Below are 14624 nucleotides of genomic sequence, written 5' to 3'. Positions count from 1 at the left end.
GATCAAGGTGTGAGTAAGGGGTGTTTCACTCAGCCGGCGATGCCCCGGTTCAGCCGCCGCCGCTCCCCTTCACGGCGTCGAAGATGCGGGGATCCGTAGCGAGTTGGACGAGCGGACCCGTCCGCGGAGTGCTGTCGCTCCGGCCGCTGCCGGCCGCGCCGAGCGAACCGGCGATGACCTGCACCGTCCATCCGCCCGGGGTCAGATAGGTGACACCGGTGGCCCAGGAGTCGGCGGTCACGAAGTAGAGCAACAGGCTTCCCGACCCGCGCTCGGTCAGGGAGCACCGGGTGATCAGGCCGTTCCAGGCGGAGGCGAGCACACGGCCGTTGTTGTCCACACAGGCCCGGGTCGGGTGGGCGTACGACGGGTCCGTGGCGGTCCGACTGACGCTCACGTAAAGGTTGTTCACGCTGCCGTCGGTGGTGGTCATCGTGAAGTACCGCCCGGGCCGCAGGGGTTGGCGCGGTTGTCCGGCGGAGATGCTCGTACCGTCACTGCCACCGTCGACGTTGTCGGCGGGGAGGATCGACTGCAACAACTCCAGCGACGGATACCAGACCGACGACTGCCCGGCGGGAAGCGTGGGCGTACTCTCCGGCCGAGGCGCGAGCAACGCGTGCCCGCCGACCACGAGAACCCCCGCCATGACCGCGGCGCTCACGGTCGCGCCGACCCGCCGCCGCCGACGCATCCGCGTGCCGCGCACGACCGCGCCCGGCACCAGATCCGGCATGGGCGGCTCGGCTCCGGAACCCAGCCCTCCGAGGGCATCCGCCAGCGCGGACTCGTACACGTACTGGTCCGTCTGGCCTGTCCGGTCCGTCCGTTCCATCGGGTCTGTCTGGTCCGTGAAGTCGTCACCGGCCTTCCCGCTCATGCTCACCACTCCGCCCGCAGATAGCCGGTTCCAGTCCCAGTCCCAGTTCCAGTCCCCGTGCTTCCGGATCCGAAGTCCTTGCCGAGGTCCTTGCCGGAGTCGGCGAGGATGTGCCGCAGGGTGCCCAGCCCCCGGGAGGTCTGGCTCTTCACCGTGCCGACGCTGCACCCCAGCGCGGTCGCCGTGGCCTCCACGCTCTGGTCCTCCCAGAACCGCAGCACCAGCACCGCGCGCCCACGCGGCGGCAACTGCCGTAGGGCATCCAGCAACGTCAGCCGGAGATCCGGATCCGAGACGGGCGCCACCACGTCCTCCTCCTGCGCCCCCAGCCGCTCCCACCAGCGCCGGCGCCGGGTCTCGTCGATGAACGTCCGGTACAGCACCCGCCGGGCGTACCCGTCCGGCGACTCCAGCTGCCGCACCCGCCGCCACACCGCGTACAGCTTCGCCAACGCGGTCTGCGTCAGATCCTCGGCCAAGTGCCAGTCCCCGCACAGCAGATGAGCCGTACGCCGAAGATGCGCCTGCCGACTGCGAGCGAAGTCGTCGAAGTCGAGCCCGACGTCGACGACGCCACCGGAATCACCGGAGACGTCCTGCCCGGGGGACGTCCGGATCACAGGCCACCTCCACCCGGCACCGGCGCGGCGCGCGGTGAGAAGTACTTCATGCCCAAGGAACGGGCGTACGGGCTCGGGAGGTTGTCACGTCCCGAGAATTTTCTTCAACGACAACCACGACAACAACGGCAACAATGAACGACCGCATCGAATAAGTGGAACAAGCGGGGCAATGGGGCAACGGGGCAACGGGGCAACGGGGCAACGGGGCAATAGGACAACGGGGTGGCAGTGGTGGATTGTTCGCCGGGTGGAGCTCTGCCGTCGTCCGGGCGGCGCTATCGCATGACGGTGTGGCAACGCATAACGCCCTTTCTGCCCACGGTCATCATGACAGCGGCCCTCTTCATCACGTCCAGGACCGAGATGCCACCCCCGGGCGGACTGCCCGGCCTGGTGACGTTCTGGATCGTCCTGCTGGCGCTGGCCACCCTGCTCCCCGCCTACTTCGGCATCACCCTCACCCCGTCCGCGGCCGTGGTCCGCAACGTGCGCCGCCGAACCATCCCCTGGTCCGACATCCAAGCCATCCAGATCGAATCCACCCTGGGCACCAAGTCGATCGTCCTCCACGAGGCGAACGGCCGCCGCACCCGCCTACGGGCACCCACCACCGGATTCCCGGTCTGGGACCGCCACTTCGAGGAGAAGTTCCACACCATAGGAACCTGGTGGCTGACCCACAGAGGCCCCGACTGGACCCCGACCCCACCCCCACCGACCTGGTGGAACACCCCACCAACCAAAGAACGGGACCCGTTCACCCCTCCCAACTAGCCGAGCCGTGAACCGAGTTGTCCCAACGGCATTGGAGAGCCATGGCGTTGTCCCGCAAGGGAACCCGGCCCATCGTCGTCGACGGCACGACCTACCGGTGGCGCCTGCGCCGTAGACCGACCTACTCCCAGGCGCTGGCCTGGACACCGTGCACGTTCGCGGTCGAGCACGCGGACGGAGCCGGTACGACACTCGTGGTCACCACCGACCACCCGCACCCGGGCAACTGGCCGGGCCGTGAGGCCAAGCCGGTACTCCCGTCCGACGTCACCCACGCCATCGAACGCGCCCTGCGCGAAGGCTGGACCCCGACGGCCCCCGGCTCCCCGTTCCACCTGGACCTCTCCACCGGCTTCACGCCCTCACCGTGAACAAGGCCACGAGAACAAGGCCACGAGATCAAGGCAGCGAACCGGCGGTGGGGCAGCCATCATTCGTACCGTGGACGATGTACGAGACGGCGTCACAGGCGTCTGGCCGGTCAGCCGGTCCGGTCGACTCGGGGGCTAGCCATCGCGCTGGGCTTCGCCCTCTTCGCCTGGTCGCGTGTCAGCGCGGTGACCCTCGGCGATTGGGGAGCGCGGTTCCACCCGACGGACGGGTTCAAGTACACGGCGTACGCCCTGAGCGACCTCGCAGGCGGGACTTGCCAGGACGACAGGTTCGCCGACGTGAAGCGCGTGGCTGACGCCCAATTCCGAACCGGAGACGCCGTATGAACCGGACGGTCAGAACGGTCAGCCGCTCTCCGGCAACAGATGAGGCGCATAGGCCGCCACCGCGTCCAACAACTCCCCCTTCGACGGATTCACCATCACCCGCCCCGCCACAGTCACCGTCGGCACGGTCTCGTTCCCGTCCGCGACGGAGCGGACGAACGCCGCCGCGTCAGGGTCCCGCCAGATGTTGACCTTGGTGAACCGCAGTCGTGTGAAACGGAGTTGGGCGAGCAGCCTCATGCAGTACGGGCACATGGGCCGCCAGTAGACGACGACACCACCGGGCTCTTCAGACACGTCTCTCCCCCTCGCGCTCGCGGTCGTTTCCCTGCTCGCCGGTCGGATACCGGACCGGCGCCGAACCATCCTGCTCAGCGGCCGCGGTGTGCAGAAGCCGGTGAAGAAAGTACGCGGACGCCGTCGGCAGCACAGGCGTACGCGGCGTGTAGACCGCCAACTTCCGTACGGTACCGGGGTCGTTCAACGGACGGGTCACCAGTCGCCCGAAGGCCATCAGCGGCAGCACCAGCCGCGGTACGGCGCTGACACCGAGCCCCGCCGAGATCATGCCCGCCGCCGTACCCACCTCCCGGGTCTCGATCACGTTCGTCGGACGGACACCGGCCTGCTCGAAGGAGAGATCGGCGAGCCGCCGCACGCTGCTGGACGGCGTGAAGGCGACGAAGGGCTGCTGGGCCAGGTCGTTCCAGGTCACGGAAGCGCGCTCGGCGAGCGGATGGCCCGCCGGGAGCACAGCCAACACCGGTTCCTCGCACAGGAGTTGGCCGCGTACCTGAGAGTCCGCGTTCCCGCCCTCCGCGATCGCCAACTCCGCCGCGCCGGAACGGACGTACTCGATCACCTCCCGCGTGGTCCCGTCCAGAATCCGCAACTGCATCGCGGGATGCTCCGCCAGCACGGCCCGGAAGACACCGGGCAGCATCCCGGCGGCCACCGAGGGCAGTGCGGCCACCGTCACCGTGGCCCGCTCCCCGGCACGGCTCGCGGCGAACCGTTCCATGCCGCGGTGATACGTCCGGAGGATGTCGCGGGCGATACCGAGAAGCTCGACGCCCTCCGGGGTGAGCGCCAGCGACCGCGTGGTCCGCTCGAAGAGCTTCGCACCCACCGCGTGCTCCAACTGCTGGACGGTACGGCTCAGCACCGGCTGACTGAGGAGCACCTCCTCTGCGGCCCTGGTGAAGGACCCGGCTTCCGCGACGCTCAGGAAGAGCTCCATCTGCCGCAGGGTGATGTCCATGCGCCAGAGATACCAGACCACTAGCGCATTCATGCGTGCGCCACATGAATCAATACGAAATCGATCTTTGCCCCGATCCGCCCCCGGACCCACAGTGGTCCCATGAGCCGGACACGGGCACAGGCACAGGCAGGGGCACAGGTACAGGCAGGGGCACAGGCACAGGTAGGGCTAGAGGTAGGAGCACGGCGACGGATCCGCATCGGCTGCGGCGCGGGCTTCGCCGACGACCGTGTAGACCCCGCCGTAGAACTCGCGGAACACGGCCGCCTCGACTACCTCGTCTTCGAGTGCCTGGCCGAACGCACCGTGGCACTGGCCCAGTTGGACCGCCTCCGCGACCCGGACGCCGGCTACAACGAGTGGCTGGAGGAGCGTATGGAAGCCGTACTGGAACCCTGCGCCCGGCAGGGAACCCGGATCATCACCAACATGGGCGCGGCCAACCCGACGGCCGCCGCGAGGGTGGTGGCGGAGGTAGCCCAACGCCTGGGCCTCGACGGCCTACGCATCGCGACGGTGACCGGCGACGACGTACTGCACCTGGTCAAGGGCATCCTGCTCCCCCTCCTGGACGGCCCCGCCAAGACATTCACGGCGAGGGACCTGGGCGATGCCGTCGTATCGGCCAACGCCTACCTCGGCGCGACCCCCGTCGCCGAGGCACTCGCCCAGGGCGCCGACGTGGTCGTCACCGGCCGGGTCGCGGACCCGTCGCTCTTCCTCGCCCCGCTGATGCACGAGTTCGGCTGGCCCCCGACCAACTGGCCCCTCCTGGCCCGCGGAACCGCCGTAGGACACCTCCTGGAATGCGCCGGCCAGCTCACCGGCGGCTACTACGCCGACCCCGGCACCAAGGACGTCCCCGACCTCCACCGCCTCGGCTTCCCACTCGCCGAGGTGGCCGAGGACGGCTCCTTCACCGTCACCAAAGTCCCCGGCTCGGGCGGCCGTTTGACCCCGGCCACCGTCACCGAGCAACTGCTGTACGAGGTCCACGACCCGGCCGCCTACCTGACCCCGGACGTCACCGCCGACTTCTCCCACGCCCACCTCACCCACCTCGCGGAGGACCGGGTCGCGGTCACGGGCATCACCGGCCGCGAACGCCCCACCACCCTCAAGACATCGGTCGGCTTCCGCGACGGCTTCCTCGCCACCGGCGAGATCTCCTACGCCGGCCCCAACGCCGTGGCCCGGGCCCGCGAGGCGGCACGCATCGTGGAAACCCGCCTGACCACGGCCGAGATCCCGCCCACGGAGGCGCGCTACGACCTGATCGGCCTGGACGCGGTCCACCGCGGAACCGGCTCCACCCCCACAACGACCGCGGAACCAACCGAAGTTCGCCTACGAGTGGCTGCCCGCACCGACACGCTCGCCCAGGCACGCCGGGTAGGCAGAGAGGTGGCGTCCCTATGGCTGAACGGCCCCTACGGAGGCGCAGGCGTAGCCCGCACCACCCGCGAGAACATCGCCATCACGTCGGTCCTGCTACCCCGAGAACAGGTCCCGACGACAGTCACAGTCACCGCGACTGCCGAGGCCCTGGAGCCATGACATGAAACTCCACGAACTGGCCCACGCCCGCTCAGGCGACAAGGGCTCCACGGCAGACATCTCGGTCATCACGTACACCCCGACGACCTACCCCCACCTGCGCACACACCTCACCCCCGACCGCATACGCGCCCACTTCCCCGACCTCCCCCTGGGCCCGATCCACCGCTACGAGGTCCCATCCCTCCACGCCTTGAAGTTCGTCCTCTACGACGCGCTCGACGGCGGAGTCACCCGATCCCTGGCGCTGGACGCCCACGGAAAAAGCCTGGCGGCCTGCCTACTGGAGATGGACGTTCCGGCCCCCTCGCCCACCCCCGACGCGACGAAGGACTGACCCGATGACGAAGCCCCCGGCCGCACCCACCGCACCCACCGCGCTCACCCCGCACGGCGTCCTGCGCGGAACCACGGCGGACGACGGCACGTCGCTGTTCGTCGGCGTACCGTTCGCCGCCCCGCCCATCGGCCCCCTGCGCCTGCGTCCACCCCAACCCCCCACCCCCTGGGAGGGCGTACGCGAGGCGACCGCGTACCCCGCCGGCCCCGCACAACGAGGCGCGGACGGCCCCGGCGGCTGGGAGACATCCGAGGACTGCCTGTACCTGAACGTATGGAGCCCCACCCCGACCCCCGACCTGAACGACCGCCGCCCGGTCCTGGTCTGGATCTACGGCGGCGGCTTCGAAATGGGCACGGCCTCTCCGCCGACGACGGACGGCGGCGCACTCTCCCGCCTGACCGGTGCGGTAGTAGTGGCCCCCAACTACCGTGTAGGAGCCCTGGGTTGGCTACACCCGGCAGGCCCGGACGCGAATGAGTGGCGGGACAGCGCCAACCTGGGCCTCCAGGACCAGACCGCCGCACTGCACTGGATCCACGACAACATCGCCGCGTTCGGCGGCGACCCGGCCAACATCACCGTCGCAGGCCACTCGGCGGGCGCCTTCTCGATCGGCGCCCTACTGACCCACCCCGCGGCCCGAGGCACCTTCCACAAGGCGATCCTCCACAGCGGCAGCATCGGCCGCCTCTACCCACCCGACATCTCCGCCTCCATCACGGAGGACCTCCTGGCGCAGGTCGGAGCCAAGACGATGAGCGAACTGCAGGCCGCCCCACTGGCCCGCATCATCGAGGCCCAACACGCGGTGATCGACCAGGACTTCGGCGCCCGCAACCTCCCCGGCGGCCGAGCCTGGGGCCTGGTGCACGACGGAACGGTCATCACCGAAGACCCCGCCGAGACCATCGCAGCGGGCACAGCGGCGGACATCCCGCTCCTGATCGGCGCCAACCGGGACGAGTTCCGCACCTTCCAGTACCTCTACGCCAGCGAGCACTACCGCCACCCGACAGACGAGCGGGCCCTCCTGGCCGAGATGGAACTGGCGGGGGTACAACACCCGCGCGACCTGCTGGAGGCGTACCGCAGCCACCAAGTACCGGACCCGTCGAACGACCAGTCCAACACCAGGTCCAACACCAAGTCCAACGATCCGGCCAGCCACCCGTCCGACGAACTGTCCGATCTACGAACCCGTTTCCTCTCCGACGCCGTCTACCGCCGTCGAGCAACCCGCCTGGCCGAACTCCAGACCAAGGCCGGCGGCACCGCCCACACCTACCTCTTCTCCGCCGAACCCCTGGGCCCCCACTACGGCGCCTTCCACGGCTGCGAACGCTTCTACGCCTTCGACCAGCTCGCCCTCCTGAACATCGACACCCCGGAACACCGCGCGGCCCGCGACACCCTCATCGGCGCGTGGACGGCGTTCCTCACGGATGGCGATCCCGGTTGGCCTGCCTACGACTTGGAGGATCCCCAGGGCGCCCGCACCCGGCAGATCGGCGGGGACGCAGGTGGGAACGCAGGCGGGGACACACCCTTCGTCGATGAACCGCCGGCGTACGTGTCGCCCTGGTGGAGTCCCGGGTCATGACGAGCGGGACTCCGGGTGCCTGAGGCGCGGGGACATCTTCCGGGGCTCAGCACGCCTTACCCGCTCGTGGCCCGCAGGATCAGCGCTTCTTGGTCTTCTTCTTCTGCGGCGGGGTCCAGGGGCCTCGGTGCAACTGGCAGCGGGAGTAGCCGATCATCGCCGGTTTCTGGCACCGCCTGCCGGTCTTGGTATCGGTCGACCCGCACTTGACCTGCTTACCCATTCGTCCTCCCCTGTCCGGCCGAAGGTGTCGCATCTCGAACCCATCGTCACCGGACAGAGGAGCTGATCGCCCTACTCACAGCCATATTCGGCTGGTTCGCTCCTCTTCACGCCTGAATCATGACATTTGAATCCGTTGAATCTGTTGAATCCGTGAGCCGAACACGGTGCGCACGAGGACTTCGCTGATCACCGATCGTCGGTGTCCTCCGCCGTGTCGAGATTGATTCCCGGATCCTCGGCGTTCGGGTCGTCGTCCAGAATCGGCTTGCCATGGCGGCCGCGATGCTACGGAGCGCGGATGCGGTCAACGGGGTCTTGTTGGTGATCGAGTTGGAGTCGGCGGGGGGATCCAGCCCTTTTCGCACCAATGCCGACAAACGACGAAGGGCCCCGCTGCGAACAGCGGGGCCCTTCGACATCGTGCCCGGTGAGGCACTGGCGGAGGATACGAGATTCGAACTCGTGAGGGGTTGCCCCCAACACGCTTTCCAAATGTTCGTCTGGGGGTTCCGGGGCCTACGGGAGCGTTCTGACCTGCGATGGAGTGGGGGTGGTCGGGACTTCTGGACAGTGCCGTACGCAGGTGAACGCAACCAGCACTGCAACCAGGGCACCTCAGCCGCTGCTCATGCTCCGCGCCAGGCACTGAGCAGTTCGTCGGGACCGTACGCCGCATGAAGCCCAGCACAGCTGGTTCCATTTCGGGAAACTGCCACGAGCGGCACCGGCTCGTCGGTGATCGCCGCCCGGTGCTTCTGCAGCGCGGCCAGGTCGTGGCTGTCGAACGCGGAGTTCTCCAGCCACTTGACCGAGCCGAGGAAGAACAACTCCCTGGCCACCGGCTGCCGGTCGGCGCCCACCAAGTCGATTTCGACGTCGTTGCTGCGGGTCCAGTAACCGCCGATCGCCGGGGCGGCGGGCAGGAGCCCGTCCGGCAGGAGACGGGCGAGGGATTCCCGGACCAGGGGCTCGATCGCGCGGCCCCGCCAACTCGTCCACTGCTCCCTGATCCGGCTCAGTGTGAGATCTCCCCGCATCCGCTCGATCTCCGCCATGTGCGGATCCAGAAACGCGAGCCAGAACCGCAGGTAGGGATCGGCCACCCGGTAGCGGCGTTCCTTCGACGGCCGCAGGGAGAGGGGCAGTTCGGCTGCCACCACCCGCTTCTCGGTCAGGACGTCCGTGGCCCGGGTGAGCGTGGTGTGGGCGATGCCGCCGGCGCTGCGCGCGATGTTGGTGAAGGTTCGCTCCCCGCTTCCGATGGCCCGCAGGACTTCCCTGCTCATCGCCTGCGGTGGGAACTCCGCGGCCAGTGAGCGTTCGGCGGAGACCAGCAGCGCCGAGATCGGGTTGTCGAGCGAGTCGCGGAGGAACTCCCAGACGTCCGCTCCGGCCCGCCACTCCGCACAGATCAGCGGGAGACCGCCCGTGATCAGGGCGGCGTCGAAAGCGACCGCCGACGACAGGTCGAGCATCTCGCGGATGTCGGCCGGGTTCAGCGGTCCCACGACCATTTCCCGGCCCCGCTGATGGAAGGGGCGGTCGTAGCTGTTCAGCGCCTCCATCATCGACAGGTCGGATCCGACCAGGAGGAGGAGCACGGGCTTGCGGCTGAGCAGCCTGTCCCAGGCCCGTTGCAACATCCCCTCGAACGCGTCGATTCGGTCCATGAGATACGGAACCTCATCAATGACGACCACGCTCGGGCTGTCGTCGGGCAGGACCTCGGCAAGCAGCCTGAATGCCGCATTCCACTGCTCAGGGGCCTCCTCCGAGAACAGTCCCCGCTCCGGGAGGGTGGATCTGGCGACGGCGTCGAGCAGCTCCGTCAGCTCGTCGTCCGCAGTGCCGCCCGCCGCGGTGAAGAAGAGGTACGGCGTCTCGGTGCGCCGGAGGAATTCCTCGACGAGGCTGGACTTGCCGACCCGCCGCCGTCCGCGCATGAGGATGCACTGGCCTGGTTTCGCCGACCCGGCGGCATCATGAACCGCCCGCAAGGCGTTGCCGAGTACGTTCAGCTCGCGGTCCCGCCCGATGAAGCGACGCATGGCAAGCCTCCCGTAGGTGATGGTATCGGCGGAGATACTATCGCTCTCGATACCATCTTCCCTTTCATTCGGGCATGACACTCATGACGCCGTGAATGCGGGAGAGAGTGAAAACGCGCTCGGCCTCCCGAAGGTGGCACCAGGCATCCAGGTAGGGCGGGTCGAGTGCGAGGCGGCTGAGGGTGCGCACGGTCCGGTTGCCCGAGGTGGCGATGTACTCGACGGTGATGGCCTGACCGGTATCGATGGCATGCGCGAGCTGGCGGATGTCGCTGTACGGCAGGCGTTTCGCCCACCCTGCGACGATCTCCTCGGTGTCCGTGGCGAAGGGAACTCCTCCTTCGAACGGCGCCGGTTCGGGAGTCGCCGGCGGGGCGGCCAGCAACTGGGCCGCCAAGGTGTTCGGGTCGGTGGCGGCGGGTGCGTTAGCCACGCGCGTGGCAGCGATCCGGCCGCTGTTCCCCGCTCCGGCGCCGCGTTGATTCGGAACAGGAGGGGCGGCCCGCCGAGGCCGGGCCTTCTCGATGCGTACCCTGCCCTCGGCCGTCTCGGCGACAGGGGCGTACCCCTCGGCCCGGAGCGCGGCGAGGGTCGTGTCGATCGGGCTGCGGCTGATGAGCACCGTCGGCGCCAGCTGTCGCAGTCCGAGCTTGGCGAGTCCGCGGTGGGCGGCGAGCTCGGCCAGCAGCACGGGCTCGTCGCCGTGGATGACGCAGGCGGCAGGGGCGATGCGCACGCGTCCGTGACCGCGCGCGGTGTCGGCGATCAGATACGACAACGGCTGCGGCAGGGGCCCGGCGGCGACAGCGGCCAGGTCGGCTGTGATGTCCTCGGGGACGCGGCCGGCATCCAGAGCCCGACGGATGCCGCCGGCGCTGAACCGCCACACCGATGCCGTGCCGCTGGCCTCCCGGTCGGCGACGGAATCCAGGAGCGCGGCCAGTCGCGCGGACGGCGTGCCGGTGACGACGGCGGTGAGGTCGGCGCCGATCCGGGCCACTGCCGTGGCCGAGGGGAGCAGCCGCCGGCACTCGGTGCTCAGACCCTCCGTATCGCCGGTCCACAAGTGGATGCCGAGCGCGGACAGGGCACCACGCGCGAGTACGCCGAGGAGCTCGGCCTCACGGATCACGGCGGCGAACGGCGTTCCGTCCTGGGGTGTCGAGTCGGCGAGCGGGCGATGCCAGGCGATCAGCGGCCCCAGATCCGCGGCGACCCTCGCGCCCTGCCCGGCCGGGAACTGTGCGGCTGCGGCCAACAGCCCGAGGCGGGCCTGCACACAGCCGCCGCAGGGAGGCGCTCCGGCGACGGCGGGGAGCGCTCTGTTGTCCTCGTCGCGCGCCTGGGTGGGGGTGAGCGGCAGGTTCTGCCATGCCCGGAGCAGCACTGCGAACTGCTCCGGGGGTTCCTGTTCCGCCCAGGCGTCGTATGCCTCGGTGGGGGCCACACGGTCGCCGTCCCGGCCCAGAAGCCCAGCGGCGTACGAGATCTCCAAGGTGATGCGTACGACAGCGTCGTCGGCCTGGGCCGCCTTGCCGATCCGGGCCAGTTCACGTGCACCGATCCCGCCGGACTTCAGCCGGGCCGGTGCGGTTGCCGAGCAGGCCGCCAGGACCGAGGCGGCATGGGCCACGAAGGCTGTGGCCGCGGCCGATGCTTCGCGGTCCACCTCCGCCGGGGTGACAGATGCCAGTCGGGGGCACGGTGGGACGGGCGCGAACGGAGCGTGCCACCCGGGCCCGCGCAGCGCGAGCGCCACCTCGGCGGGCATACGGGCCGGGCCGTACCGGTGACGGCCCTGGATCAGGAGCCCTCGGTCCAGCGCCCATTGCGCGCCCGGTTCGAGGTCGGGCCCAGGGGACCCGAACACGATGAACTGCGGCTGCCTCGCCGCGCCCCGCGCCAAGCGGTCGAGCAGTTCCCGGGCAGCCGCAGGCGCCTTCGCAACCACGGAGGCGATCTTCTCCGGGTCGCTGTGGTGCTCCACCAGGGCGGCCAGTCGGTGTGGCTTGGCGCCCGGCGGTTTGACGCCCAGTGTCACCAGCATGCCGCGCAGTTCGTCGGAGGTCGTGCCCGCGAGCAGTTCCTCCAGCGGAGCATCCAGCCCAAGGGGTGTGTCCCATGCCTGCCGCAGCGGTCCGGTCATACGGAGCTGCCCCGCGCCGTCCGGCCAGACCAGAGCGTGATCGGCCAGCGTCTCCAGCACGGTGTCGAGTTCGCGGGTGGTTGCGTAGTCCACGGCTCCCAGCAGTTTCACCAGAGCATCGCGCGATGCGTGGACCCCAAGCGCCGCCAGCGCCTCGGCCACCTGGAGGTGCGGCAGCGCGAGCCGCGGCAGGACCAGCGCCACCGATCCCGGGCGCTGAAGCCGATCCGCCAGTTCCCCCAGCGAACGCGGCTCCGGAAGCGACACGGCGTCCTGCCGTGCCCCGAGCACGCGTGCCAGACGAGAGCCGTCGAGGCTGCCGAGCCATGTCGCCAGCGTGGATCGGGACTTCATGCGCCGTGCACCTCGTCAGACCAGGGAGCTTCGTAGCGGGGCCGGGTTCAAGGATGGCGTATCCCCGTGATCCGTGGGTGCCGCAAGGGGCAGGTTCCCCCTTGGCGGGCGTCGGCGGCTTGTGGGCCGCCTCAATTGCGGCGCGAGAGGGCTGACAGGTCGGCGAAATGCCCGAAATCAAAGCTTATAAATGCAACCAGAAATGCAACCAGTGCACGACGAAGGGCCCCGCTGCGAACAGCGGAGCCCTTCGACATCGTGCCCGGTGAGGCACTGGCGGAGGATACGAGATTCGAACTCGTGAGGGGTTGCCCCCAACACGCTTTCCAAGCGTGCGCCCTAGGCCACTAGGCGAATCCTCCGCGGCAAACAATACAAGACGTTGAGGAGTGCTCGCGAACTCGTTCCCCCCGCTCAGATCCTGTAGCCTGTGCGGAGCCCCTCACGCGGCGCTATCTGACTGAACTCCCCCAGGGCCGGAAGGCAGCAAGGGTAGGTTGGCTCTGGCGGGTGCGTGGGGGGCGCTTGCATTCCCGCCACCGCCACCGCCACCGGGACGGGACCGGGACCGGCTCTGATCGGACGGGCGCAGGCGCGGGGACCAGAACCGGGACGGCCCCGACCCGCCAGGCCGCACCCGACCGGTCTGGACCGGAGCGCCCCCGGACTCACGCGCGGCCCCGGTTGTCAGTGGGCGCCTATAACCTCGTACGCGTGTCGTCTCTCGCGCTGTACCGCCGTTATCGCCCGGAGTCGTTCGCCGAGGTCATCGGGCAGGAACATGTCACCGACCCGTTGCAGCAGGCGCTGCGGAACAACCGGGTCAATCACGCGTACCTGTTCAGCGGGCCGCGAGGCTGCGGCAAGACCACGAGCGCGCGCATCCTGGCCCGCTGTCTGAACTGCGAGAAGGGACCCACGCCCACGCCCTGCGGCGAGTGCCTGTCCTGCACGGACCTCGCGCGCAACGGACCCGGTTCCATCGACGTCATCGAGATCGACGCCGCGTCGCACGGTGGTGTGGACGACGCCCGTGAGCTGCGCGAGAAGGCGTTCTTCGGGCCCGCGAGCAGCCGTTACAAGATCTACATCATCGACGAGGCCCACATGGTCACGTCGGCCGGCTTCAACGCGCTGCTCAAGGTCGTCGAAGAGCCGCCGGAGCACCTCAAGTTCATCTTCGCGACCACCGAACCCGAGAAGGTCATCGGGACGATCCGGTCGCGGACCCATCACTACCCCTTCCGGCTCGTGCCGCCCAGCACCCTGCGCGACTACCTGGGTCAGGTGTGCGGGCAGGAGAACATCCCCGTCGAGGACGGCGTACTGCCGCTCGTAGTGCGCGCCGGCGCCGGTTCCGTGCGTGACTCCATGTCCGTCATGGACCAGTTGCTCGCCGGCGCGAGCACCGACGGTGTGACATACGCCATGGCGACCTCGCTGCTCGGCTACACGGACGGTTCGCTCCTCGACTCCGTGGTCGAGGCCTTCGCCACCGGCGACGGTGCCGCCGCCTTCGAGGTCGTCGACCACGTCATGGAGACGGGCAACGACCCTCGCCGCTTCGTCACCGACCTGCTGGAGCGCCTCCGCGACCTGGTGATCCTCGCGGCCGTTCCCGACGCCCTCGACAAGGGCCTCATCGACGCCCCCACCGACGTACTGGAACGTATGCAGGCCCAGGCCGGTACCTTCGGCGCCGCCGAACTCAGCCGCGCCGCCGACCTCGTCAACACCGGCCTGACCGAGATGCGCGGCGCCACCTCCCCCCGCCTCCAGCTCGAACTCATCTGCGCCCGCGTCATGCTCCCCGCCGCCTATGGCGACGAGCAGTCCGTCATGGCCCGCCTCGACCGGCTGGAGCGCGGCGTCAACTTCGCGGGCGGCGGCGGCACGCCCGCCATGGGCTACGTCCCCGGACCCGACCCCCATGCCCACGCGCAGGCCCCTGTCCAGACTCACGCCCACAGCGCCGCCGCACCCGCGGCCGCACCCGTCCTTGGGTCGGTTGCGACGCGGGGACACAGAACACCTCACGGGGCTATACAGGAGGCAAGGGCTGTGTCCAGCCTACGTGGCGCGCGCAGGGGT

The 14624-nt window shown here is 69.3% G+C and carries 13 protein-coding genes, 1 tRNA gene and 1 other RNA gene; 7 read left to right on the top strand and 8 right to left on the bottom strand.

The window, feature by feature from the left end; all coding sequences use genetic code 11:
- Positions 1-49: 49 nt before the first annotated feature.
- Both ACFWP5_RS17070 and ACFWP5_RS17065 read right to left on the bottom strand, forming a co-directional pair.
- Positions 50-880, bottom strand: a complete 831-nt coding sequence (locus tag ACFWP5_RS17070) for a hypothetical protein (RefSeq protein ID WP_384156323.1) — start codon at positions 878-880, stop codon at positions 50-52.
- Positions 881-882: 2 nt separating this feature from the next.
- Complete coding sequence (locus ACFWP5_RS17065) at positions 883-1500, bottom strand: SigE family RNA polymerase sigma factor (RefSeq protein WP_384156320.1); 618 nt, start codon at positions 1498-1500, stop codon at positions 883-885.
- A 330-nt stretch (positions 1501-1830) separates the two neighbouring features.
- Between ACFWP5_RS17065 and ACFWP5_RS17060 the strand changes: the two genes are divergently transcribed.
- On the top strand, positions 1831-2277 hold the full coding sequence (locus ACFWP5_RS17060) for a hypothetical protein (protein ID WP_384156317.1): 447 nt from the start codon (positions 1831-1833) through the stop codon (positions 2275-2277).
- A 41-nt stretch (positions 2278-2318) separates the two neighbouring features.
- A complete protein-coding gene (locus tag ACFWP5_RS17055; RefSeq protein WP_384156314.1) occupies positions 2319-2648 on the top strand; it encodes a hypothetical protein in 330 nt (109 codons plus the stop codon).
- A gap of 366 nt (positions 2649-3014) precedes the next feature.
- On the opposite strand, the gene ACFWP5_RS17050 is transcribed toward ACFWP5_RS17055, so the two are convergent.
- Both ACFWP5_RS17050 and ACFWP5_RS17045 read right to left on the bottom strand, forming a co-directional pair.
- A complete protein-coding gene (locus ACFWP5_RS17050; protein ID WP_384156311.1) occupies positions 3015-3293 on the bottom strand; it encodes a glutaredoxin domain-containing protein in 279 nt (92 codons plus the stop codon).
- A complete protein-coding gene (locus ACFWP5_RS17045) occupies positions 3286-4257 on the bottom strand; it encodes a LysR family transcriptional regulator (RefSeq protein WP_384156308.1) in 972 nt (323 codons plus the stop codon). Before ACFWP5_RS17045 ends, ACFWP5_RS17050 begins: the two co-directional genes overlap by 8 nt.
- Before the next feature lie 102 nt (positions 4258-4359).
- Between ACFWP5_RS17045 and ACFWP5_RS17040 the strand changes: the two genes are divergently transcribed.
- Genes ACFWP5_RS17040 through ACFWP5_RS17030 form a run of 3 tightly spaced genes read left to right on the top strand, consistent with a single transcriptional unit; the run spans position 4360 to position 7760 of the window.
- Entirely contained in the window at positions 4360-5817 is a 1458-nt protein-coding gene (locus ACFWP5_RS17040) for an acyclic terpene utilization AtuA family protein (protein WP_384156305.1), read from the top strand.
- A gap of 1 nt (position 5818) precedes the next feature.
- A complete protein-coding gene (locus tag ACFWP5_RS17035; protein ID WP_384156302.1) occupies positions 5819-6154 on the top strand; it encodes a hypothetical protein in 336 nt (111 codons plus the stop codon).
- A gap of 4 nt (positions 6155-6158) precedes the next feature.
- Entirely contained in the window at positions 6159-7760 is a 1602-nt protein-coding gene (locus ACFWP5_RS17030) for a carboxylesterase/lipase family protein (RefSeq protein WP_384156299.1), read from the top strand.
- 79 nt (positions 7761-7839) lie between these two features.
- Here ACFWP5_RS17030 and ACFWP5_RS17025 read toward each other — a convergent pair whose 3' ends face one another.
- The 4 genes from ACFWP5_RS17025 to ACFWP5_RS17010 all read right to left on the bottom strand — a co-directional run bounded on the left by ACFWP5_RS17025 (position 7840) and on the right by ACFWP5_RS17010 (position 12895).
- Entirely contained in the window at positions 7840-7983 is a 144-nt protein-coding gene (locus tag ACFWP5_RS17025; RefSeq protein ID WP_384156295.1) for a hypothetical protein, read from the bottom strand.
- A 628-nt stretch (positions 7984-8611) separates the two neighbouring features.
- Entirely contained in the window at positions 8612-10033 is a 1422-nt protein-coding gene (locus ACFWP5_RS17020; protein WP_384156292.1) for an ATP-binding protein, read from the bottom strand.
- A gap of 64 nt (positions 10034-10097) precedes the next feature.
- Positions 10098-12533 (bottom strand): helicase C-terminal domain-containing protein, encoded by a 2436-nt coding sequence (locus ACFWP5_RS17015; protein ID WP_384156289.1) that lies wholly within the window; start codon positions 12531-12533, stop codon positions 10098-10100.
- A gap of 274 nt (positions 12534-12807) precedes the next feature.
- A tRNA-Ser gene (locus ACFWP5_RS17010) sits at positions 12808-12895 on the bottom strand.
- A 71-nt stretch (positions 12896-12966) separates the two neighbouring features.
- Here ACFWP5_RS17010 and ffs point away from each other — a divergent pair.
- Positions 12967-13065, top strand: an RNA gene (gene ffs, locus ACFWP5_RS17005) — signal recognition particle sRNA small type.
- 182 nt (positions 13066-13247) lie between these two features.
- Positions 13248-14624: DNA polymerase III subunit gamma and tau (locus ACFWP5_RS17000; protein WP_384156286.1), on the top strand; the 1377-nt coding region annotated here is incomplete at its 3' end.

The organism is Streptomyces sp. NPDC058469 (assembly GCF_042721125.1).
Classification (GTDB): domain Bacteria; phylum Actinomycetota; class Actinomycetes; order Streptomycetales; family Streptomycetaceae; genus Streptomyces.
Note: the sequence above shows the minus strand (reverse complement) of the source record. Positions and strands in the feature narration are given on the sequence as shown.